Origin of the sequence: Marinobacter halodurans (assembly GCF_004327985.1) — a bacterium.
Classification (GTDB): domain Bacteria; phylum Pseudomonadota; class Gammaproteobacteria; order Pseudomonadales; family Oleiphilaceae; genus Marinobacter_A; species Marinobacter_A halodurans.
In genome coordinates, this window is record NZ_SJDL01000014.1 from 66058 (window position 1) to 87641 (window position 21584).

33 protein-coding genes are annotated in these 21584 nt (G+C 57.7%); 3 read left to right on the plus strand and 30 right to left on the minus strand.

Annotation, left to right across the window (positions count from 1 at the left end):
- Nucleotides 1-13 precede the first annotated feature (13 nt).
- Nucleotides 14-1372, minus strand: coding sequence for an MFS transporter (locus EZI54_RS10785; RefSeq protein WP_131481849.1), 1359 nt, complete (start codon nucleotides 1370-1372; stop codon nucleotides 14-16).
- A 352-nt stretch (nucleotides 1373-1724) separates the two neighbouring features.
- On the opposite strand from EZI54_RS10785, the gene pomA reads away from it, so the two are divergent.
- The 3 genes from pomA (at nucleotide 1725) to uvrA (ending at nucleotide 6431) form a co-directional block, all read left to right on the plus strand.
- Nucleotides 1725-2498 carry a flagellar motor protein PomA gene (gene pomA, locus EZI54_RS10790; protein WP_131481851.1) on the plus strand — a complete coding sequence of 258 codons (774 nt, stop codon included), beginning with the start codon at nucleotides 1725-1727 and terminating at the stop codon, nucleotides 2496-2498.
- 30 nt (nucleotides 2499-2528) lie between these two features.
- A complete protein-coding gene (locus EZI54_RS10795) occupies nucleotides 2529-3437 on the plus strand; it encodes a flagellar motor protein MotB (RefSeq protein WP_131481853.1) in 909 nt (302 codons plus the stop codon).
- 126 nt (nucleotides 3438-3563) lie between these two features.
- Nucleotides 3564-6431 (plus strand): excinuclease ABC subunit UvrA, encoded by a 2868-nt coding sequence (gene uvrA, locus EZI54_RS10800; RefSeq protein WP_131481854.1) that lies wholly within the window; start codon nucleotides 3564-3566, stop codon nucleotides 6429-6431.
- Between the two features lie 96 nt (nucleotides 6432-6527).
- Here the strand turns inward: uvrA and rplQ are convergent, their stop codons facing one another.
- The 29 genes from rplQ to tuf form a co-directional block, all read right to left on the minus strand.
- Nucleotides 6528-6923, minus strand: coding sequence for a 50S ribosomal protein L17 (gene rplQ, locus EZI54_RS10805; protein WP_131481856.1), 396 nt, complete (start codon nucleotides 6921-6923; stop codon nucleotides 6528-6530).
- 37 nt (nucleotides 6924-6960) lie between these two features.
- Nucleotides 6961-7965, minus strand: coding sequence for a DNA-directed RNA polymerase subunit alpha (locus EZI54_RS10810; RefSeq protein WP_131481858.1), 1005 nt, complete (start codon nucleotides 7963-7965; stop codon nucleotides 6961-6963).
- 36 nt (nucleotides 7966-8001) lie between these two features.
- Nucleotides 8002-8622, minus strand: coding sequence for a 30S ribosomal protein S4 (rpsD, locus tag EZI54_RS10815; RefSeq protein WP_131481860.1), 621 nt, complete (start codon nucleotides 8620-8622; stop codon nucleotides 8002-8004).
- A gap of 18 nt (nucleotides 8623-8640) precedes the next feature.
- A complete protein-coding gene (gene rpsK / locus EZI54_RS10820) occupies nucleotides 8641-9030 on the minus strand; it encodes a 30S ribosomal protein S11 (protein ID WP_007153992.1) in 390 nt (129 codons plus the stop codon).
- 13 nt (nucleotides 9031-9043) lie between these two features.
- On the minus strand, nucleotides 9044-9400 hold the full coding sequence (gene rpsM, locus EZI54_RS10825; protein ID WP_123634117.1) for a 30S ribosomal protein S13: 357 nt from the start codon (nucleotides 9398-9400) through the stop codon (nucleotides 9044-9046).
- A 139-nt stretch (nucleotides 9401-9539) separates the two neighbouring features.
- Nucleotides 9540-9653 carry a 50S ribosomal protein L36 gene (gene rpmJ / locus EZI54_RS10830; protein WP_004580765.1) on the minus strand — a complete coding sequence of 38 codons (114 nt, stop codon included), beginning with the start codon at nucleotides 9651-9653 and terminating at the stop codon, nucleotides 9540-9542.
- A gap of 35 nt (nucleotides 9654-9688) precedes the next feature.
- Nucleotides 9689-11008 (minus strand): preprotein translocase subunit SecY, encoded by a 1320-nt coding sequence (gene secY, locus EZI54_RS10835; RefSeq protein ID WP_131481862.1) that lies wholly within the window; start codon nucleotides 11006-11008, stop codon nucleotides 9689-9691.
- Between the two features lie 17 nt (nucleotides 11009-11025).
- Entirely contained in the window at nucleotides 11026-11460 is a 435-nt protein-coding gene (gene rplO / locus EZI54_RS10840; protein WP_131481864.1) for a 50S ribosomal protein L15, read from the minus strand.
- 1 nt (nucleotide 11461) lies between these two features.
- Nucleotides 11462-11647: a 50S ribosomal protein L30 gene (gene rpmD, locus EZI54_RS10845; protein WP_131481866.1), complete on the minus strand. Its 186-nt coding sequence runs from the start codon at nucleotides 11645-11647 to the stop codon at nucleotides 11462-11464.
- A gap of 4 nt (nucleotides 11648-11651) precedes the next feature.
- Entirely contained in the window at nucleotides 11652-12152 is a 501-nt protein-coding gene (gene rpsE / locus EZI54_RS10850; protein ID WP_123634113.1) for a 30S ribosomal protein S5, read from the minus strand.
- Between the two features lie 12 nt (nucleotides 12153-12164).
- Complete coding sequence (gene rplR / locus EZI54_RS10855) at nucleotides 12165-12512, minus strand: 50S ribosomal protein L18 (RefSeq protein WP_123634112.1); 348 nt, start codon at nucleotides 12510-12512, stop codon at nucleotides 12165-12167.
- A gap of 9 nt (nucleotides 12513-12521) precedes the next feature.
- Entirely contained in the window at nucleotides 12522-13055 is a 534-nt protein-coding gene (gene rplF / locus EZI54_RS10860) for a 50S ribosomal protein L6 (protein ID WP_131481868.1), read from the minus strand.
- Between the two features lie 9 nt (nucleotides 13056-13064).
- On the minus strand, nucleotides 13065-13457 hold the full coding sequence (gene rpsH / locus EZI54_RS10865) for a 30S ribosomal protein S8 (protein WP_131481870.1): 393 nt from the start codon (nucleotides 13455-13457) through the stop codon (nucleotides 13065-13067).
- Between the two features lie 78 nt (nucleotides 13458-13535).
- Nucleotides 13536-13841: a 30S ribosomal protein S14 gene (gene rpsN / locus EZI54_RS10870; protein ID WP_131481872.1), complete on the minus strand. Its 306-nt coding sequence runs from the start codon at nucleotides 13839-13841 to the stop codon at nucleotides 13536-13538.
- Between the two features lie 12 nt (nucleotides 13842-13853).
- On the minus strand, nucleotides 13854-14384 hold the full coding sequence (gene rplE, locus EZI54_RS10875) for a 50S ribosomal protein L5 (protein WP_423226996.1): 531 nt from the start codon (nucleotides 14382-14384) through the stop codon (nucleotides 13854-13856).
- A gap of 24 nt (nucleotides 14385-14408) precedes the next feature.
- A complete protein-coding gene (gene rplX / locus EZI54_RS10880) occupies nucleotides 14409-14729 on the minus strand; it encodes a 50S ribosomal protein L24 (protein ID WP_131481876.1) in 321 nt (106 codons plus the stop codon).
- A 16-nt stretch (nucleotides 14730-14745) separates the two neighbouring features.
- Nucleotides 14746-15114 carry a 50S ribosomal protein L14 gene (gene rplN / locus EZI54_RS10885; protein WP_123634106.1) on the minus strand — a complete coding sequence of 123 codons (369 nt, stop codon included), beginning with the start codon at nucleotides 15112-15114 and terminating at the stop codon, nucleotides 14746-14748.
- A 58-nt stretch (nucleotides 15115-15172) separates the two neighbouring features.
- Nucleotides 15173-15439 (minus strand): 30S ribosomal protein S17, encoded by a 267-nt coding sequence (gene rpsQ, locus EZI54_RS10890; RefSeq protein WP_131481878.1) that lies wholly within the window; start codon nucleotides 15437-15439, stop codon nucleotides 15173-15175.
- Nucleotide 15440: 1 nt separating this feature from the next.
- On the minus strand, nucleotides 15441-15632 hold the full coding sequence (gene rpmC, locus EZI54_RS10895; RefSeq protein WP_123634224.1) for a 50S ribosomal protein L29: 192 nt from the start codon (nucleotides 15630-15632) through the stop codon (nucleotides 15441-15443).
- Complete coding sequence (gene rplP / locus EZI54_RS10900) at nucleotides 15632-16045, minus strand: 50S ribosomal protein L16 (RefSeq protein ID WP_131481880.1); 414 nt, start codon at nucleotides 16043-16045, stop codon at nucleotides 15632-15634. The genes rpmC and rplP overlap by 1 nt, the downstream gene beginning before the upstream one ends.
- A gap of 12 nt (nucleotides 16046-16057) precedes the next feature.
- Entirely contained in the window at nucleotides 16058-16741 is a 684-nt protein-coding gene (gene rpsC, locus EZI54_RS10905; protein ID WP_131481881.1) for a 30S ribosomal protein S3, read from the minus strand.
- 11 nt (nucleotides 16742-16752) lie between these two features.
- A complete protein-coding gene (gene rplV, locus EZI54_RS10910; protein WP_123634103.1) occupies nucleotides 16753-17085 on the minus strand; it encodes a 50S ribosomal protein L22 in 333 nt (110 codons plus the stop codon).
- A gap of 16 nt (nucleotides 17086-17101) precedes the next feature.
- On the minus strand, nucleotides 17102-17377 hold the full coding sequence (gene rpsS, locus EZI54_RS10915) for a 30S ribosomal protein S19 (RefSeq protein WP_111498309.1): 276 nt from the start codon (nucleotides 17375-17377) through the stop codon (nucleotides 17102-17104).
- A 23-nt stretch (nucleotides 17378-17400) separates the two neighbouring features.
- Nucleotides 17401-18228, minus strand: coding sequence for a 50S ribosomal protein L2 (gene rplB / locus EZI54_RS10920; RefSeq protein WP_131481883.1), 828 nt, complete (start codon nucleotides 18226-18228; stop codon nucleotides 17401-17403).
- A 17-nt stretch (nucleotides 18229-18245) separates the two neighbouring features.
- Nucleotides 18246-18539, minus strand: a complete 294-nt coding sequence (rplW, locus tag EZI54_RS10925) for a 50S ribosomal protein L23 (RefSeq protein WP_131481885.1) — start codon at nucleotides 18537-18539, stop codon at nucleotides 18246-18248.
- Nucleotides 18536-19141: a 50S ribosomal protein L4 gene (gene rplD / locus EZI54_RS10930; RefSeq protein WP_131481887.1), complete on the minus strand. Its 606-nt coding sequence runs from the start codon at nucleotides 19139-19141 to the stop codon at nucleotides 18536-18538. The genes rplW and rplD overlap by 4 nt, the downstream gene beginning before the upstream one ends.
- Nucleotides 19142-19152: 11 nt before the next feature.
- Nucleotides 19153-19791: a 50S ribosomal protein L3 gene (gene rplC / locus EZI54_RS10935; protein ID WP_131481889.1), complete on the minus strand. Its 639-nt coding sequence runs from the start codon at nucleotides 19789-19791 to the stop codon at nucleotides 19153-19155.
- A gap of 76 nt (nucleotides 19792-19867) precedes the next feature.
- Nucleotides 19868-20179 carry a 30S ribosomal protein S10 gene (rpsJ, locus tag EZI54_RS10940; RefSeq protein WP_004580743.1) on the minus strand — a complete coding sequence of 104 codons (312 nt, stop codon included), beginning with the start codon at nucleotides 20177-20179 and terminating at the stop codon, nucleotides 19868-19870.
- 188 nt (nucleotides 20180-20367) lie between these two features.
- Nucleotides 20368-21564, minus strand: coding sequence for an elongation factor Tu (tuf, locus tag EZI54_RS10945; RefSeq protein WP_131481890.1), 1197 nt, complete (start codon nucleotides 21562-21564; stop codon nucleotides 20368-20370).
- Nucleotides 21565-21584: the final 20 nt, after the last annotated feature.

A 21584-nucleotide genomic window follows, 5' to 3' on the forward strand; every position in this document is an offset into this window, starting at 1 on the left:
TTCAATGTTTGTGTCAGGGCCTGACGAAGGTGAACTGCCCCAGGTCGGCGGCATCGAATTGCTCTTTATCCACCTTGAGGTAGGCAGCACCGGCATCGGCCAGGATCACCACATCCTCAACACCGGCAATGCCTCTCAGTGCATGATCCACCGCGGAAACGCCACGCCCGTCAATGTCGACCAACTGTACCACGAAACTGGAGGTATGGCTCGGCCTCTTCATGGTGATGGCGAGCCCCAGCCAGATCACCAGGACCGACACCATCAACCCGAACACGCCATTAACCCCGAAGTGCTGCAACAGCGTACCGCCCAGCGCCCCGCCGACGAAGGCACCCAGGAACTGTGACGTGGAATAGACCCCCATGGCCGTGCCCTTGGCGGCAGCCGGAGACTCCTTGCTGATCAGCGACGGCAGGCTCGCCTCCAACAGGTTGAACGCCATAAAGAAGAAGAACAGGCAGATCCACATCACCGACAGGGTATGCGGCAATTCCGCCAGCGCCATGCAGGACACGGTCAGGATCGCCACGGCACCGCAGAGCACCTGCTTCATCATGCGCTTCTTCTCACCAATGATGATGAACGGCACCATGGCGAAGAAGGCCACGGCCATGACCGACAGGTACACCCACCAGTGATGGGTGGGCGCCAGTCCGACCTGGTCACGCAACAGCACGGGAATCACCAGGAAGGCCGATGTCAGCACCAGGTGCAACGCGGCGATGCCGAAGTCGAGTCTCAACAGACGGCTGTCGGCCAGCACCTGCCGAAGCTTTTCCCGGGCCGGCTGTGTATCCAGGTGCTGCGTCTGGGACGCCGGCGACGGCACCACCCAATACACCAGGCCGATGCCCAGCAGCGCCAGGGCACCGGTGACATAGAAGATACCCGACAGCCCTGCAATCGACCCCAGCAGCGGTCCGATGAACAGGGATGCGGAGAAGGCTACGCCGATGGACATCCCCACCAGGGCCATCGCCTTGGTCCGGTTCTCCTCCCGGGTCAGGTCACTGAGCAGCGCCATCAGCACGCTGGCGATCGCACCGCCGCCCTGCAGGGCTCGCCCGGCGATCACGCCATAGACGCTGTCGGAGGCACCGGCAATAAAGCTGCCGGCGGCAAACAGGAGCAGCCCAAAGAAAATCAGCCGTTTGCGTCCCAGGCGGTCTGACAGCATACCGAAAGGAATCTGCAGCAGCGCCTGGCTCAGCCCATAGGCGCCGATGGCCAGCCCCAGCAACGCCGGTGTCGCGCCGTCGAGCTTTTCCCCCAACAGCATAAAGACCGGCAGCACCATGAACAGGCCCAGCATCCGCATCGCGTAGACGGAGGCCAATGCCGCAATGGAACGTTTTTCAAGTGCATTCATGGAAAACGGGTCACCCTAAACGGTAAAAATCAAAACAGGTACATAAGGAGCGAATCTGCAACGCCACAATTGTACCAAACCCCCTTCCCATGAAGGAGGCCGCAGGCCTCACAGATCAACTAACGGATTGGCGCCGACCACTACAGTTTATTACGTTGGATGACGGTCTCTGACAAAAAATCCCGGTAATTGCACGACAGAAGCATTCAGTCGGCCGTTAACTCCGCGTAATATGCCAAACCTGCGGCTCGACTCCGTCTGAGCGCCCGGTATCGGGACGTCGTCCGCGGCACATCAGAACAACAGGTTCCCGCCGAACCGTAACTCGACCATCAACCGTATAGAGGTCGCTGTGGATTTTGCCACCCTCTTTGGCCTTGTCGGCGCCATGCTGGTGATCGGCTCCGCCATCATTCTAGGCGCCTCGAGCCAGGTGTTCCTCAACATGCCGTCGGTGCTGATCGTCATCGTCGGCAGTCTGTGTGTGGTGCTCGCCAAGTTCAGCTTTGGCCAGTTCCTGGGCGCTTTCAAAGCCGCCAGTCGCGCCTTTTCCTTCAAGCTGCCGGATACCGAGGACCTGATCAACGAGATCGTCGACATCGCCAACGTGGCCCGCAAACAGGGTGTGCTGGCGCTGGAAGAGAAGGAAGTCAGCTCCACCTTTCTCAGGCAGGGCATCCAGTACCTGCTGGAAAGCCAGCCCGCCGAAACCATTGAAAAGCTGATGCAGAAAGAACGCCTGCTGACGCTCGACCGCAACCGGATGGGGGCCAAGGTATTCCGGGCCCTGGCCGATGTCGGTCCCGCCATGGGCATGATCGGCACCATTGTGGGCCTGGTACAGATGCTTTCCAATATGGAGGATCCGAAATCCATCGGCCCCGCCATGGCGGTCGCCCTGTTGACGACACTCTATGGCGCCGTCCTCGCGACCATGCTTGCCAGCCCCATCGCCGACAAGCTGGAACTGCGTATGACTGAGGAGGCCCGCATGCAGGCACTGATCACCGATGCCATGATTGCGGTCCAGGAAGGTCGCAACCCACGGGTCATCGAGCAGATGCTCTCCAGCTATCTTCCACCGGCCAGGCGTGAGCAGAATGGCGAAGCGGAAACCGCGTCCTAGTGCCTCGCCTGCCCGATAGGAGTCACCGATATGGATGAGCTGCCGGAAGAGGAACAGCCCGGGGTGCCGGCCTGGGTCGTGACGTTTGCCGACCTCATGTCCCTGTTGATGTGCTTTTTCGTGTTGTTGTTGTCCTTCTCGGAAATCGACGCCAACAAGTTCAAGCAGATTGCGGACGAGCTCGCCAAGGCGTTCGGCGTTCAGCGCGATGTACCGGCGATGGAAATCCCCAAGGGCACCACGCCGGTCTTCGACCACTTCTCCGCGGGTAAACCCGAACCCACCGTCCTCAACGTCGTGCGCCAGCAGACATCGACAGACCAGCCCGAACTGGAGACCAACACATCCCGGTCGGAAGCCGATGCAGAAATCACCGGGGCCCGTGAACAGTTGGTGGACCAACAGTTCCAGCAATTGGAGCGCGCCCTGCGGGAGGAACTGCAGGATGGCCATCTGGACCTGCAAAAGAAGGACGAGCGCATCGTGATCCGGATCGAGGAAAAGGGCTCCTTCCCTTCCGGCTCGGCGCAACTGACTTACTCCTTCGAGGACACCCTATACCGCATGGCGAAAGTCCTTAAAGACACCCCCGGCGAACTGACGATTGAAGGTCATACCGACGACGTCCCCATCCACAGCCCTCGCTATGATTCAAACTGGAACCTGTCTGCCGACCGCGCAGCCGCTGTCGCCAATGTGCTGATCAAGGGTGGCGGCATCAGCGCACGGCGGGTCACGGTCCAGGGTTTTGCCGATACCCACCCACGGGTTCCCAATACCGGCACAATGAACCGCGCCCTGAACCGGCGCGTAGAGATCATCATCGACCTGTCGGAGTCCCACACTGAAGCGCGGATGCCCCTGAAAGACCTGGCCCAGCCGAGTCTGGACACCAGCGCCCTGATGGAAACGGACCCGGAAAACAACCTGAACTGGTAATTCCGCGGTCACCCGGGTACCCGCCAGACACGTCGCTTTCAAACACTTCGTCGTACCCGGACTGACACGGTATACTGGTGAATTTCCGGGCGACAAGCCGCACCCATTTCCTGTCCGAGGAGTGTCATGGATTCCATCCAGATCAGAGGCGCACGCACCCACAACCTGAAAAATTTCGATCTCGATATCCCCCGGGACAAGCTGATCGTGATCACCGGTCTGTCGGGGTCCGGCAAATCCTCCCTGGCGTTCGACACCCTCTATGCCGAGGGCCAGCGTCGCTATGTGGAGTCCCTGTCCACCTACGCCCGGCAATTCCTGTCGATGATGGAGAAGCCTGACGTCGACCACATCGAAGGGTTGTCGCCGGCCATTTCGATCGAGCAGAAGTCGACCTCCCACAACCCGCGGTCCACCGTCGGCACCATTACCGAGATCTACGACTATCTCCGCCTGCTGTTCGCACGGGCCGGAGAACCTCGCTGCCCTGACCACGGCCAGCCCCTGGAAGCGCAAACCGTGAGCCAGATGGTCGACCAGGTACTGGCGATGGAGGAAGGCAGCCGCCTGATGATCCTCGCGCCGGTGATCCGGGACCGCAAAGGCGAGCACCTGCAGGTGTTCGACAATATTCGCGCCCAGGGGTTTATTCGCGCCCGCGTCGACGGCCGGGTCTATGACATCGATGACCTGCCCGACCTGGACAAGAAGCGCAAGCACACCATCGACGTGGTGGTCGACCGTTTCAAGGTGAAACCCGGCCTGGAACAGCGCCTGGCGGAGAGCTTTGAAACCGCCCTGGAACTGGCCAGCGGTATTGCGCTGATTGCCCCCATGGACGGCGGGGGTGAGGAACACACGTTCTCGGCCCTCTATGCCTGTACGCAATGCGGCTACTCCCTCAGTGAACTGGAGCCGCGCCTGTTTTCATTCAACAATCCGGCCGGCGCCTGCCCCACCTGCGACGGCCTGGGCGTAAAACAGTTCTTCGATCCAGACAAGATCGTCCAGAGCCCGGAAGCCACCTTGGCCGAGGGCGCTATCCGGGGATGGGATCGCAGGGCAGTCTACTATTTCCAGCTGTTGAACAGCGTGGCTGAACACTATGGCGTGGATATGGACACGGCCTTTGTCGACCTGCCGGAAGACTTCCGCAACGTCGTGCTCCATGGCTCAGGCCGGGAAGAGATCACCTTCAGGTACGTCAACTCCCGCGGCCACATCATGGAGAAGGCGCACCCGTTCGAGGGGGTACTGCCCAACCTGGAGCGCCGTTACCGGGAGACCGAATCCCAGAGCATGCGCGAGGAGCTGGCCAAGCACCTGAGCCAGCAACCGTGCAAGGACTGCGGCGGATCGCGCCTGCGCCGCAGCGCCCGCCACGTCTTTATCGATGAGCACAACCTGCCGGACATCACCTACATGCCGGTGGGCAAGGCACATGACTACTTCGAGCAACTGACCCTGCCCGGCCGACGCGGTGAAATCGCCGAGAAGATCATGAAGGAGATTCGCCAGCGCCTGCAGTTCCTGGTGAACGTGGGCCTGGAATACCTCACCCTGGAACGCAGTGCCGACACCCTCTCCGGCGGTGAAGCCCAGCGGATCCGCCTGGCCAGTCAGATCGGCGCAGGCCTGGTCGGCGTCATGTACATCCTGGATGAACCCTCTATCGGTCTGCACCAGCGGGACAATGACCGCCTCCTGGCCACCCTCACCCACCTGCGGGACCTGGGGAACACCGTCATCGTGGTCGAGCATGACGAGGACGCCATCCGTGCGGCCGATCACGTCATTGACATCGGCCCCGGGGCGGGGGTTCATGGCGGCCGTATCATCGCCGAAGGCTCGCCGGAGGATATTATCGCCAGCAAAGCGTCGCTAACGGGCCAGTACCTGAGCGGCACGCGGGAAATCGCAGTACCCAAGAGCCGTGAAAAAGGGTCCGGTAAGTCGTTGCGACTGCTGGGCGCAACCGGCAACAACCTCAAGTCTGCCAACCTGACGTTGCCGCTCGGTGTCATGACCTGCATCACCGGCGTTTCCGGGTCCGGCAAATCCACCCTGATCAACGGCACCCTGTATCCGGTGGCGGCGAGTCGACTGAACAAGGCCACGACGCTGTCTCATGGCCCCTACGAGAAACTGGAAGGGCTGGAGCACCTGGACAAGGTCATCGATATCGACCAGAGCCCCATCGGCCGCACACCGCGCTCCAACCCGGCCACCTACACGGGTTTGTTTACGCCGATCCGGGAGCTCTTTGCCGGCACCCAGGAAGCCCGCTCACGGGGTTACAAACCAGGACGCTTCTCCTTCAACGTCAAGGGAGGCCGCTGCGAGGCCTGCCAGGGTGACGGTGTCATCAAGGTGGAAATGCACTTTCTCCCGGACATCTATGTGCCCTGTGATATCTGCAAGGGCAAGCGTTACAACCGGGAGACCCTGGAGGTCCAGTACAAGGGCAGGAACATCCATGAAGTGCTGGAGATGACGGTCGAGGAGGCGCGGGAGTTCTTTGACGCCGTGCCGTTCCTGGCGCGCAAGCTGCAAACACTGATCGACGTGGGGCTGGCCTACGTTCGACTCGGCCAGTCTGCAGTCACACTCTCTGGCGGGGAGGCCCAGCGGGTCAAGCTGGCGCGGGAGCTCTCCAAGCGCGATACCGGGAAGACGCTCTATATCCTGGATGAGCCGACCACCGGCCTGCACTTCTATGACATTCAGCAGTTACTGAATGTCCTGCAACGCCTGCGCGGCCACGGCAATACGATTGTAGTGATCGAACATAACCTGGACGTCATCAAGACGGCAGACTGGATCGTGGACCTCGGCCCCGAAGGTGGTATCGGCGGCGGTGAAATTATCGCGGAAGGCACCCCCGAGCAGGTCGCCGAGAACCCCCGCTCCCACACCGGGCGCTATCTGAAACCCATGCTGAAAAAGCCGACAACGCCGCGCTCCACAAAACGTGAGGCGGCAGAGACGGACTGAGCCGCAACATCCGGAAGAAAAGGCGCCCCGGAGTCTTTTCTTCCGGCATAAAAAAACCGGAGCGCTGGGCTCCGGTTTTTTAGCTGAACGTCGACGTTATTCGTCGTCGCCCATCTCTTCTGCTTCGACGTCCATCGGACGACCAACCAGCTCAACGAAGGCCATAGGCGCGTTGTCGCCGGCACGGAAGCCGCACTTCAGAATGCGCAGGTATCCACCGGGACGCTCGCTGTAACGCGGGCCCAGTTCATTGAACAGTTTGGCAACAGCCGCATCGTCACGCAGGCGTGAGAACGCCAGACGACGGTTTGCAACTGAATCGTTTTTTGACAGTGTGATCAACGGCTCTGCCACGCGACGAAGTTCCTTCGCCTTGGGCAGAGTGGTTTTGATCAACTCATGCTCAACCAGCGACGCGGTCATGTTACGGAACATGGCCTTGCGATGCGCGCTGGTCCTGCTGAACTTACGACCACTCTTACGATGACGCATTGCTCTGATTCCTTACCTTAAACTACCAATACGGCGATCAACCGCCCAGGACCCGGTCGTCGCCACGAAGGCTAGCCGGCGGCCAGTTGTCCAGTCGCATACCCAGGGACAGGCCACGCGAGGCCAGAACGTCCTTGATTTCGGTGAGCGACTTTTTACCCAGGTTAGGCGTCTTCAGCAGCTCAACTTCAGTGCGCTGAATGAGATCGCCGATGTAGTAAATGTTTTCAGCTTTCAGGCAGTTCGCTGAACGCACAGTCAACTCCAGATCATCGACCGGGCGCAGGAGAATCGGATCAACCTCTTCCTCTTCCTCAACGCGCTCAGGCTCTTTCTCATGATCAAAGTCGACAAAGACAGCCAGCTGCTGCTGGAGAATCGTTGCAGCACGACGGATCGCCTCTTCAGGATCGATCGTACCGTTGGTCTCCAGATCAATAACCAGCTTGTCCAGGTCAGTGCGCTGCTCGACACGCGCGTTCTCTACGGCGTAGGAAACGCGACGCACGGGGCTGTATGTAGCGTCCAGCTGAAGGCGCCCGATCGCACGGGTCTCATCGTCATCAAGACCGCGCTGATCAGCGGCTTCATAGCCACGACCACGAGCCACTTTCAGGCGCATGTTCAGTTCACCTTTTTCACTCAGGTGACAGATCACGTGCTCCGGGTTGGCAATCTCGATATCGTGATCCAGCTGGATATCAGCTGCGGTTACAACACCAGGGCCCTTCTTGCTGAGCGAAAGCTCAGCTTCGTCGCGGCTACCCATCGTGACGGCAACGCCCTTGAGATTCAGGAGAATCTCGATGACGTCTTCCTGGACACCCTCAATCGCGCTGTACTCATGAAGCACACCGTCGATCTGCGCCTCAGTGATGGCGCAGCCCGGCATGGACGACAAGAGGATGCGGCGCAGTGCACTGCCCAGGGTGTGGCCGAAACCGCGCTCAAGCGGCTCCAACGTGACCTTGGCGTGCGTCTTGCCCAATTCTTTTACGTCGATGGTACGAGGTGTCAATAACTCATGTACTGAACGCTGCATAGACGCCCCTATCTGCTCTCGTTGCTAACTCAGGCCTTACTTGGAGTAAAGCTCGACGATGAGGTTCTCGTTGATGTCGGCCGGCAGTTCAGTCCGCTCGGGAACTGAATTGTATACGCCTGACATCTTGTTGGCGTCGACCTCTACCCAGCTCACAGGGGCGCGATTGCCCGCGAGATCCAGAGCGCCTTTAACACGCAGCTGGTTTTTGGCTTTCTCGCGAACGCTGACCACGTCACCCGGCTTGACCTGATAGGACGGAATATTCACGACGCTATCATTCACCAGAATGGCCTTGTGCGACACAAGCTGACGGGCTTCTGCACGGGTCGAACCAAAACCCATGCGGTAAACGACATTGTCCAGACGACCTTCCAGAAGCTGGAGCAGGTTTTCACCTGTTGCGCCCTTGATGCGGGCCGCTTCCTTGTAGTAGTTCCGGAACTGTTTCTCAAGCACGCCGTAAATACGACGGACTTTCTGCTTCTCGCGGAGCTGCACGCCGTATTCGGACAGACGACCGCGGCGCGCACCGTGCATTCCCGGCGGCGTTTCGATGTTGCACTTGGAATCCAGTGCGCGGACGCCGCTCTTCAGGAAAAGATCTGTCCCTTCACGACGAGACAGCTTACATTTTGGACCTATGTAACGTGCCATACTTCACTGTCTCCTGTCTTACACGCGGCGCTTCTTGGGCGGACGGCAGCCGTTATGCGGAATCGGCGTGACATCAGTGATGTTGGTAATCTTGTACCCGCAAGCATTCAGCGCGCGTACAGCGGATTCACGTCCGGGCCCAGGACCCTTAACCTCTACATCCAGGTTTTTAAGGCCGTATTCAGCAGCCGCGTTACCGGCTCTTTCAGCTGCTACCTGCGCAGCAAAAGGTGTGCTCTTGCGTGAACCACGGAAACCAGAACCACCAGAGGTGGCCCAGGACAGAACGTTGCCCTGACGGTCAGAGATGGTCACGATCGTGTTGTTGAAGGACGCGTGGATGTGCGCGACGCCATCAACAACCGTCTTTTTCACCTTTTTACGGGTACGTGTACCTGGCTTTGCCATGTTTGCCTACCTATTACTTACGAATCGGTTTGCGAGGACCTTTGCGGGTGCGAGCGTTGGTCTTGGTGCGCTGGCCACGGACCGGAAGGCCATGACGATGACGCAGACCACGGAAGCAGCCCAGATCCTTCAAACGCTTGATGTTCATCTGAACTTCACGACGCAGATCACCTTCGACGCTCAGTTTGCCCACTTCGGTACGAAGTGATTCAACTTCATCGTCGCTCAGGTCTTTGACCTTGGCGTCCGGCTTGACGCCGGCTGCATCGCAAAGCTTCTGAGCTGTTGTCTTACCGACTCCAAAGATGTAAGTCAGTGAGATAACAGCATGTTTGTTGTCGGGTATATTGACACCGGCTATACGTGCCATCCAAATTACTCCGCGTTCAAAGCTTTGCTGTGTGAATTTTCCGCCACAAAAAGGGCGCGAAATGATAGCGCTTGATCACAGAAAGATCAAGCACCACCATTTCGCCCCCTCGCGATTCAGATTGATATCAGGTTCGATATCAGCCTTGACGCTGCTTATGACGAGGCTCCGTGCAAATGACTCGGACTGAGCCATTGCGACGAATGACTTTGCAGTTACGGCAAATTTTCTTTACCGAAGCGCGTACTTTCATTGTCGACTCCAGTGTTACCGGGGGACCGATCGAAATCAGCCCCGACCATAGCCCTTCAGATTGGACTTTTTCATCAGCGACTCATACTGATGGGACATCAGATGAGACTGAACCTGTGCCATGAAATCCATCACGACCACAACCACGATCAGCAGCGACGTGCCCCCCAGGTAGAACGGAACGTTGCCGGCCACCATCAGGAACTGCGGGAACAGCGATACTGCCGTAATGTAAAGCGCGCCGAACAGGGTCAACCGGGTCAGAACACCATCGATGTACTTCGCCGTCTGCTCCCCGGGACGAATACCCGGGATAAAGGCACCTGAGCGCTTCAGGTTGTCTGCCACCTCGCGCGGGTTATACATCAACGCCGTGTAGAAGAAGCAGAAGAACATGACCGCTGCCGCAAACAGGATAATGTAGAGCGGCTGGCTCGGCGCCAAGGCCTGCGAGATGCTGCCCAGCCATTCCATGCCTTCCCCCTGTCCGAACCACTGGCCCAGCGAAGCCGGGAACAGCAGGATGGACGACGCGAAGATCGGCGGAATAACCCCCGCCATATTGACCTTCAGCGGCAGATGACTGGACTGCTGCGCAAACACCCGACGCCCTTGCTGTCGCTTGGCGTAGTTGATCGTCAACCGGCGCTGCCCCCGCTCCATGAAGACCACGAAGCCGATAACAGCCACCGCCAGGATCGCTATCCCCAGCACCACCAGCAGACTCATTTCACCGCTGCGCGCCTGCTCCAGCGTCTGGCCGATCGCACCGGGAAGACCCGCGACGATACCGGAGAAGATCAGCAGTGAGATACCGTTACCGATACCCCGCTCGGTGATCTGCTCGCCCAGCCACATCATGAAGACGGCACCACACACGAACGAGACCACCGCCACGAAATGGAAGCTGAAGCTGTCGTTGAAGGTGACGCCCTGGGAAGCCAGCCCGACAGAAATACCAAGACCCTGAACCAGGGCCAGAAGTACCGTGCCGTAGCGTGTGTACTGGCTGATCTTGCGGCGCCCGGCTTCGCCCTCTTTCTTCAACTGCTCGAGTTGAGGGCTGACAGCCGTCATCAGCTGCATGATGATTGAGGCCGAAATGTAAGGCATGATGCCCAGAGCGAAGATACTCATCCGCTCAAGGGCACCGCCGGAGAACATGTTGAACAGACCGAGGATGGTGCCCTGGTTCTGTTCGAACAGTGCTGCCAAGCGATCAGGATTAATACCCGGTACCGGAATGTGGGCACCGATGCGGTACACCAGTAGCGCCAGGAATACGAACCAGAGCCGCGAACGCAGCTCTGCCAGTCCCTTCCCGGCTCCCGCCGGCATTGATGCTGTCTTGGCCATTATGTCCCCGACTCGCCTTATTCTTCGATTTTACCGCCTGCAGCCGTGATGGCTTCACGCGCGCCTTTGGTGACCTTGAGACCCTTGACGGTGACCGGACGGGTCAGCTCGCCAGACAGGATCACCTTCGCTACACGGATTTCCTCACGGATAATGTCCGCCTTCTTCAGCGCAGCCAGGTCTGCGACATCGCCTTCAACCTTGGCCAGTTCGTTCAGACGGATCTCCGCCTCATAACGCTGCTGACGCGAGGTGAAACCGAACTTCGGCAGACGACGGGCCAGCGGTTGCTGACCACCCTCGAAACCAGGCGCTACGCTGCCGCCGGAGCGGGACTTCAGACCCTTGTGACCGCGGCCGCCGGTTTTACCGAGGCCGCTACCGATACCGCGACCGACACGCTTGCCGTCCGGGCGAGAACCGGCTTCAGGACTAAGCTCGTTCAAACGCATCTTAGTTCTCCTCAACCCGTACCAGGTAATTAATACGGTTCACCATGCCGCGCGTGGACGCAGTGTCCTCAACCTCGACAGTGTGACCGATCTTACGCAGACCCAGGCCCTTGACGCACTCTTTGTGCTTGGGCTGACAGCCGATCGGGCTGCGGGTCAGAGTGACTTTCATTATCTTGTTCGCCATGACTTCAACCCAGAATATCTTCCACGGTCTTGCCGCGCTTGGCTGCAACGTCTTCAGGCGACTTCATGGCCTGGAGACCCTTGATAGTGGAACGGACTACGTTGACCGGATTGGTCGAGCCGTAACACTTGGACAGGACGTTCTGAACACCTGCCACTTCCAGTACCGCACGCATCGCACCACCGGCGATGATACCGGTACCTTCTGAAGCCGGCTGCATGTACACCTTGGAACCACCGTGGGCCGCTTGGACCGGGTACTGGAGGGTGTTACCCTTCAGCGGTACATCAACCATGTTCTTACGTGCTGCTTCCATAGCTTTCTGGATAGCGACCGGCACTTCACGCGCCTTGCCACGACCGAAGCCAACACGACCTTTACCATCACCCACCACAGTCAGCGCAGTGAAGGCGAAAATACGACCGCCCTTCACGACCTTCGCGACGCGGTTGACCTGAACCAGCTTTTCCTGGAGCTCAGGCGCTTTCTGTTCGTTCACGCTCATCTTCTCCACCTCTTAGAATTGCAGGCCAGCTTCACGTGCCGCATCGGCCAAAGCCTGGATGCGACCATGATAGCGATAGCCGGAACGGTCGAATGCAACCTGCTCAATACCGGCTGCCTTGGCACGCTCTGCAATGAGCTTGCCGACTTGCTTGGCAGCGTCAACGTTGCCGGTCGCACCCTGGCGCAATTCCTTGTCCAGTGTGGAGGCAGATGCCAGAACCTTACTACCATCAGCAGTCGTGACCTGGGCATACATGTGCCGCGGCGTACGATGTACGCAGAGACGGTTGGCGCCCAGTTCACGGATCTTCATACGCACTTTACGTGCGCGACGCAATCTTTCGTTATTCGCGCTCATAGTCCCGCCTTATTTCTTCTTGGCCTCTTTACGTCTGACCAGCTCATCCGCATAACGCACACCCTTACCTTTATAAGGCTCGGGCGGACGGTAGGCGCGGATTTCCGCTGCGACCTGACCAACCTGTTGCTTATCGATACCCCGAATCACGACTTCCGTATTCGACGGTGTTTCAGCCGTGATACCTTCGGGCAGCTCGTACTCAACCGGGTGAGAGAAACCCAGAGTCAGATTGAGCTTTTTCCCTTGTGCCTGGGCACGATAACCCACGCCCACCAGCTGCAGCTTGCGCTCAAAGCCGGTGCTGACGCCAGTCACCATGTTGTTAACCAGTGCACGGGTAGTACCGGCAAGGGCACGAGACTGTTTTGCGCCATCACGCGCGGCGAAGCGCAGAACGTTGTCTTCCTGCTTTACCTCAACCGCATCGTGAATGGTGAATTGAAGCGCTCCCTTGGAGCCCTTCACGTTGATATCCTGTCCGCTCAGCTTAACCTCAACACCGGAAGGCAGCACGACAGGATTATTGGCAACCCTGGACATGTGTAACTCCTAAAATACGGTGCAGATGACTTCGCCACCAACGCCGGCTTGACGCGCGGCGCGATCGGTCATAACGCCCTTGGACGTTGACACGATGGCGATTCCCAGACCACCGGCTACCTTCGGCAGTTCCCCAGCGCCTTTGTACTGGCGCAGACTCGGACGGCTGACCCGCTTGATCGACTCGATAACCGGCTTGCCCTCGAAATAACGGAGGGTGACGGTCAGCTCGGGCTTGGCGTCAGCTGAAACGGAGAAGTCGTCAACGTAACCTTCGTCCTTGAGGACCTGGGCTACGGAGACCTTCATCTTGGAAGACGGCATCGTCACATCAGCTTTGGATGCCATCTGTGCATTGCGGATGCGAGTGATCATATCCGCAAGCGTGTCTTGCATACTCATTGGTATGAGGCTCCTGATCTTTTCAGTTGTGCAGCGGCTTGCCGCACCGCTTACCAACAGGCACCGAAGTGCCTACCTTTACCAGCTCGACTTGGTCAGCCCCGGAACGTCACCACGCATACCGGCTTCACGCAGCTTGATGCGCGAGAGCTGGAATTTACGCAGAACGCCGTGCGGACGACCTGTGACCTGGCAGCGGTTACGAAGACGTGCCGGGCTGGCATCACGCGGGAGCTTCTGCAGTTTCATCTGCGCATCCCAACGCTCTTCGTCGCTGATATTCGGGTTCTTGATAATCGCCTTGAGCTCGGCGCGCTTGGCTGCGAATTTCTCCACAGTCTTCTGGCGCTTCAGCTCGCGATTCTTCATCGATACCTTAGCCATTACGCTCGTTCCTTATTTCTTGAACGGAAAGCCGAAAGCTTTCAGCAGTTCACGGCCTTCTTCGTCGGTACCAGCAGAGGTGGTGATGGTGATATCCAACCCGCGAATCTTGTCGACCTTGTCGTACTCGATTTCCGGGAAGATGATCTGCTCACGCACACCCATGCTGTAGTTACCCCGACCGTCGAAAGACTTCGGGTTCAGGCCGCGGAAGTCGCGCACACGGGGAATCGCGATGTGAACCAGACGATCGAAGAAGTCCCACATGCGCTCACCGCGCAGCGTGACTTTACAACCAATCGGCCAGCCTTCGCGAATCTTGAAACCCGCAACGGATTTACGCGCCTTGGTGACAACCGGCTTCTGACCAGACAGCTGTTCAAGATCTGCCAGCGCATTCTCGATCAGCTTCTTGTCGCCGACGGCTTCACCAACACCCATGTTCAGGGTGATCTTTTCAATACGCGGCACCTGCATCGGGTTCTTGTAGTCGAACTCCTTTTGCAGCGCGGGTACCACGTCCTGTTTGTACATCTCTTTCATGTTAAGCATCGTAACCACCACCGCTTACTGGTTATCGACAGCTTCGTTCGTGGACTTAAAAATCCGCATTTTGGTGCCGTCTTCCTTGTTCTGGAAGCCGACGCGATCGGCTTTGCCGGTCTGCGGATTAAAAATAGCCACGTTGGAAGCCTGGATAGGTGCTTCTTTCTCGACGATGCCACCCGGCGTGCCGAGCATCGGGTTGGGCTTGGTGTGCTTCTTGATCATGTTGATCCCGGAAACAATCACCTTTCCGTCGGCCTGGACCTTCAGGACCTTGCCGCGCTTACCCTTATCTTTTCCCGTGGTGACGATGACTTCGTCATCTCGTTTGATCTTCTTCATAACCGGCCTCTAGTCCTTACAGTACTTCGGGTGCCAGTGAAATAATCTTCATGAACTTTTCGCTACGCAGCTCACGGGTCACCGGTCCGAAGATCCGGGTGCCAATGGGCGCGTCCTGGTTGTTCAGAAGTACAGCCGCGTTACCGTCGAAGCGAATCAGCGAACCGTCCGGGCGACGAACGCCCTTGGCGGTACGCACTACGACAGCCTTGAGGACCTGGCCTTTGCGCACTTTCCCGCGGGGGATGGCTTCCTTAACGGTCACCTTGATAATGTCTCCCACGCTGGCGTAACGCCGGTGTGAACCGCCCAGGACCTTGATGCACATCACCTGACGGGCACCACTGTTGTCCGCGACCTCAAGCATTGTTTGAGTCTGAATCATGGTTGTTCTCCAGCAGAAACCACTTTGCCGTTACGACAAGACTCACCGTCCGGGCGAGTTACACCTTCGAAGCGCGTTCGACGACATCCACCAGAGACCAGCTCTTGGTCTTGGAGATCGGACGAGTTTCCTCGATCCGAACGGTATCGCCGATGTTGCACTGGTTACTTTCGTCGTGAGCGTGAATCTTGGTTGAGCGCTTGATGTACTTACCGTACAGCGGGTGCTTTACCTGGCGCTCCACCAGAACCACGATGGACTTGTCCATCTTATTGCTCACGACCTTGCCGCTCAGGGTTCTGGCAGTTTTAGTAGCTTCAGTCATGTCACTGTCCTGCCTTTTCGTTCAATACTGTTTTCACGCGAGCAACGTCGCGCTTAACCTTGCTGAGGAGGTGAGACTGATTCAGCTGACCTGTCGCCTTGCGCATGCGCAGGTTGAACTGCTCCTTCAGGAGGTCGATCAGCTCTTTGTTCAGCTCCTCGACTGATTTTTCGCGCAGCTCTGTTGCTTTCATCACATCACCGTCCTCGTAACGAAGGTTGTCGAAACAGGCAGTTTGGCGGCGGCCAGGGTAAACGCTTCACGCGCTACGTCTTCAGCGACACCTTCCATTTCATACAGCATCTTGCCCGGCTGGATTTCAGCAACCCAGTACTCGACAGAACCCTTACCTTTACCCATCCGTACTTCCAGCGGCTTGCCGGTGATCGGCTTGTCCGGGAACACCCGGATCCAGATCTTACCGCCCCGCTTGATGCGACGGGTCATTGTGCGTCGTGCCGCTTCAATCTGGCGCGCAGTTATACGGCCACGGCTCGTCGCTTTCAATCCGTACTCACCGAAGCTCACCTTGTTACCACGCTGAGCGAGACCGGTGTTACGGCCTTTCATTACCTTGCGAAATTTCGTACGTTTTGGCTGCAGCATACGAGTGCCCCTTTACTTAGAACCTTTCTTGCGAGAGGCATCCTTCTCAGCACGGACTTGCTCCATGCCGCCAAGAATCTCGCCCTTGAAGATCCATACCTTGACGCCAATGATGCCGTAGGTGGTCTGCGCTTCGTATGTTGCGTAGTCGATGTCTGCACGCAATGTGTGCAGAGGCACCCGACCTTCGCGATACCATTCGGAGCGCGCGATTTCCGCGCCACCCAGACGGCCGCCGACCTGGATCTTGATACCCTTTGCGCCCTGGCGCATGGCATTTTGAACCGCACGCTTCATGGCGCGACGGAACATTACGCGACGCTCCAGCTGGCCGGCCACGTTCTGGGCAACCAGTTTGGCATCCAGATCCGGCTTACGGACCTCTTCGATGTTGATGTGCACAGGCACGCCCATCATGTCGCTGACTTCGCGACGCAGACGGTCAACATCCTCACCCTTCTTACCGATAACAATACCGGGACGGGCAGTATGGATCGTGATGCGGGCGTTCTGAGCCGGGCGCTCGATCACAATCTTGCTGACAGACGCCTTCACCAGACGCTTTTCCAGGAATTCACGAACCTGAATATCGTTCAGCAGGTTTTTCGCGTATTCCCCTTTTTCGGCATACCAGACTGAGTTGTGCTCTTTAATCACACCCAGCCGAATACCGGTTGGATTTACTTTATGACCCATCTGAGCATCTCCTACTTGTCGGCGACCTTGACGGTGATATGACAGGTGCGCTTGAAAATACGATCAGCGCGCCCCTTAGCTCGAGCCTTGATTCGCTTGAGCGTCGGGCCCTCGTCCACCATGATGGTGGCTACCCGCAACTCGTCAACGTCCAGACCTTCGTTATGCTCAGCGTTGGCAATGGCAGATTCCAAGGCTTTCTTGATCACTACCGCCGCCTTTTTCGGGCTGAAAGTCAGAATGTTCAGGGCTTCCTCTACTGCCTTGCCGCGGACCTGATCTGCGACAAGACGCGCTTTCTGAGCAGAGAGGCGAGCGCCTTTGTACTTAGCCGCTACTTCCATTTCTCTATACCCTCAATCAGCGTTTAGCTTTCTTGTCGGCAGCATGACCGCGGTAAGTACGCGTAGCAGCGAACTCACCCAGCTTGTGACCCACCATGTCTTCGGTAACATGGACCGGCACATGTTGCTTGCCGTTATGGATTGCAATGGTCAGGCCTACCATCTCCGGGAAAACCGTCGACCGGCGCGACCAGGTCTTGATCGGCCGCTTGTCGTTGGCTTCCAGAGCTGCCTCAACCTTCTTCAACAGATGCAGGTCAATAAAAGGACCTTTCTTCAAAGAACGTGGCACAGCAAATACCTCTATGTAGTCGTTTACTTGGCTGAACGACGACGTACTATCATTCGGTCAGTACGCTTGTTCTTACGAGTCTTATGCCCTTTGGTCGGAACACCCCACGGAGTAACCGGGTGACGTCCGCCAGAGGTACGCCCTTCACCACCACCATGCGGGTGGTCAACTGGGTTCATAGCAACACCACGTACTGTTGGGCGTTTGCCGCGCCAACGTGATGCACCCGCTTTACCAAGCTGCTTGAGGGTGTGTTCGCTGTTGGACACTTCACCCAACGTTGCACGACACTCAACAAGCACCTTACGCATTTCACCTGAACGAAGACGCAGCGTTGCATACGCGCCTTCACGGGCAACCAGCTGTACGGATGCGCCCGCACTGCGAGCCAGCTGAGCCCCCTTTCCAGGCTTGAGTTCGACGCAGTGGATGACGGAACCGACCGGAATATTCCGGAGCGGCAGCGTGCTACCCACCTTGATTGGCGCGTCGATGCCAGAGCGCACTTCCTGCCCTACCGCAACACCCTTGGGAGCGATGATGTAACGACGCTCGCCATCGGCGTACTTCAGCAGCGCGATGTGCGCAGAGCGGTTCGGATCGTATTCCAGGCGTTCTACAACAGCCGGGATACCATCTTTGGTCCGCTTGAAATCAATCAGACGGTAATGGCGCTTGTGACCACCACCAACGTGACGCGTAGTGATCCGACCGAAGTGGTTACGACCACCGGTGCGGTTCAGAGATTCTACCAACGGCTCGAAAGGCTTGCCTTTGTGCAGGTCAGGGTTGTAAGTCTTTACAACGTGACGGCGGCCAGGAGATGTTGGCTTGGTTTTGACGATCGGCATATTACGACCCCTTTACCTTATTCCACATCCGCAAAGTCGATTTCCTGACCTTCCGCAAGACGTACGTAAGCTTTGCGAAGATCATCGCGCTTACCGAAGCCACGAACCGTGCGCTTCAACTTACCCTTGCGGTTCAGGATCTGAACACCTTCGACCTTGACGTTGAACAGTTGCTCAACAGCGCGTTTAACCTCCGGCTTCGTCGCGTCAGCGGCGACACGAAATACAACCTGGTTGCTTTCGGCGACCAAGGAGGCCTTCTCGGAAACATGCGGCCCCAACAGGACCTTGTAAATACGTTCCTGATTCATCCCAGCATCTCCTCAATCTTCTTCAGAGCCGGCACGGTAACCACGACGTTTTCGTGTGCAACAAGGCTTACCGGATCCAGACCGGCGACATCGCGCACGTCAACGTGCGGAATGTTGCGTGAAGCCAGGTGCAGGTTCTGCTCTACGGTATCCGCCAGAATCAGGGCATTGGACACGCCCAGATCCTTCAGCTTCGCATTGAAAGCCTTGGTCTTGGGAGAGTCGACAACCACATCATCAACCACAACCAGACGCTCCTGACGCACCAGCTCGGAAAAGATCGAGCGCAGCGCAGCACGGTACATCTTGCGGTTAACTTTCTGGGAATGATCCTGGGGCTTCGCAGCGAACGTAACACCGCCACTACGCCAGATCGGGCTACGGATCGTGCCCGCACGGGCGCGACCGGTACCCTTCTGACGCCAGGGCTTCTTACCGCCACCACTCACTTCGGAACGGGTCTTCTGGGCACGGGTGCCCTGACGACCGCCAGCCATATAAGCCGTAACGACCTGATGAACCAGCGATTCATTGAATTCTTTCGCGAAAGTCGCGTCGGAGACAGAAACGCCTTCGCCGCTACCAGTAATTTTCAGTTCCATCGCATCGCTCCTCAGGCTTTAACTGCAGGCTTGATGACAACGTCGCCGCCAGTAGCGCCGGGAACGGCACCCTTAACGAGCAGCAGGTTGCGCTCAGCATCGACGCGGACCACTTCCAGGTTCTGAACGGTGACCCGCTCGTTACCCATCTGGCCAGCCATCTTCTTGCCCTTGAAAACTTTACCCGGAGACTGGTTCTGACCAATTGAACCAGGCGCCCGATGCGACAGGGAATTACCGTGAGTGGCATCCTGAGTGGCGAAATTCCAGCGCTTTACGGCACCGGCAAAGCCTTTACCCTTGGAAGTTGCTATCGCGTCAACGAACTGACCGGCTTCAAAGATAGTGGCAACAATCTCACCACCTGCCTGCAGGTCTTCGCCTTCACCATCTGACAGACGGAACTCCCAAATACCGCGACCGGCTTCAACGCCCGCCTTGGCAAAATGACCGGACTCACTCTTGGTTACACGGGAAGCGCGACGCTTGCCGACAGTCACCTGGACTGCACGGTAGCCATCTGTCTCGAGTGTCTTGAGCTGGGTGATGCGGTTGGCTTCAACCTCGATCACCGTTACGGGCACTGCACGCCCGTCATCCGTAAAAATACGGGTCATACCGGCCTTACGACCGACAACACCAATTGCCATGTTTCACCTCTTAAAGTGTACGGGGCTCTCACCCTCTATGGCCTTATGACAGTTACACAAACCAACGCGTTGCGCGTTAGCCGAGGCTGATCTGAACGTCTACACCTGCTGCCAGATCAAGCTTCATCAATGCATCGACTGTCTTCTCCGTCGGCTCAACGATGTCGAGCAAACGCTTATGCGTACGAATTTCATATTGATCGCGCGCGTCCTTATTGACGTGCGGAGAGATCAATACGGTGTACTTTTCCTTGCGCGTCGGCAGAGGAATCGGGCCACGCACCTGAGCACCGGTCCGCTTGGCGGTATCGACGATCTCCTGCGTGGACTGGTCGATCAGGCGATAATCAAACGCCTTCAACCGAATTCTGATTTTTTGGCTTTGCATGTTGCACCAAACTCCACTCGTAGCAGCTACTGTTAGCCGACCTTAAAAAAAGGAGCCGCATTGTATGCAGAACGCACAACCCTGTCAAGCAGGCGAGCGCCAACAAGTCCCTCTACGGCCGGACAATTACCTACCTTCATAGAAAAAGGGGCTGCACACGGCAGCCCCTTCTCCCAAAGACCGATCGATTACTCGATGATCTTGGCTACAACACCCGCACCAACGGTCCGGCCGCCTTCGCGAATCGCAAAGCGCAGACCTTCTTCCATGGCAATCGGGGCAATCAGAGTGGTAACCAGCTTGACGTTGTCGCCCGGCATGACCATCTCAACACCTTCCGGCAGTTCACACGCACCAGTCACGTCCGTGGTACGGAAGTAGAACTGCGGACGGTAACCCTTGAAGAACGGCGTATGACGACCACCCTCTTCCTTGCTCAGAACGTAAACTTCGGACTCGAACTTGGTGTGCGGGGTGATGGAACCCGGCACCGCCAGGACCTGACCACGCTCAACGTCGTCACGCTTGGTACCACGCAGCAGAACACCCACGTTCTCACCGGCACGACCTTCGTCCAGCAGCTTACGGAACATCTCAACACCGGTACAGGTGGTCTTGGTGGTGTCGCGGATACCCACGATTTCCACTTCGTCACCCACCTTGATCACGCCACGCTCTACACGACCGGTAACAACCGTACCACGACCGGAGATAGAGAAGACGTCCTCGATCGGCATCAGGAACGGCTGATCGATCGCACGCTCCGGCTCGGGGATGTACTCGTCCAGGGCTTCTACCAGCTTCTTCACAGCGGTAGTACCCATCTCGTTGTCATCCTTGCCTTCCAGCGCCATCAGCGCAGAACCGGTGATGATCGGGGTATCGTCACCCGGGAAGTCGTACTGACTCAGCAGGTCACGCACTTCCATTTCAACCAGTTCCAGCAGCTCTTCGTCATCGACCATGTCCGCCTTGTTCAGGAACACGACGATGTACGGAACACCAACCTGACGGGACAGCAGGATGTGCTCGCGAGTCTGCGGCATCGGGCCGTCAGCCGCGGAACACACCAGGATCGCGCCGTCCATCTGGGCCGCACCCGTGATCATGTTCTTCACGTAGTCAGCGTGGCCCGGGCAGTCAACGTGGGCGTAGTGACGCGTCGGGGAATCGTACTCAACGTGGGAGGTCGCAATGGTGATACCACGCGCCTTCTCTTCCGGTGCGTTATCGATCTGGTCGAAAGCACTCGCAGTACCGGTACCCCACACTTCGTGACACACGCGCGTCAGCGCCGCGGTCAGCGTGGTCTTGCCATGGTCAACGTGGCCAATCGTGCCCACGTTCACGTGCGGTTTACTACGCTCAAATTTTTCTTTAGACACGGTTACACCTCTTCCAGTTT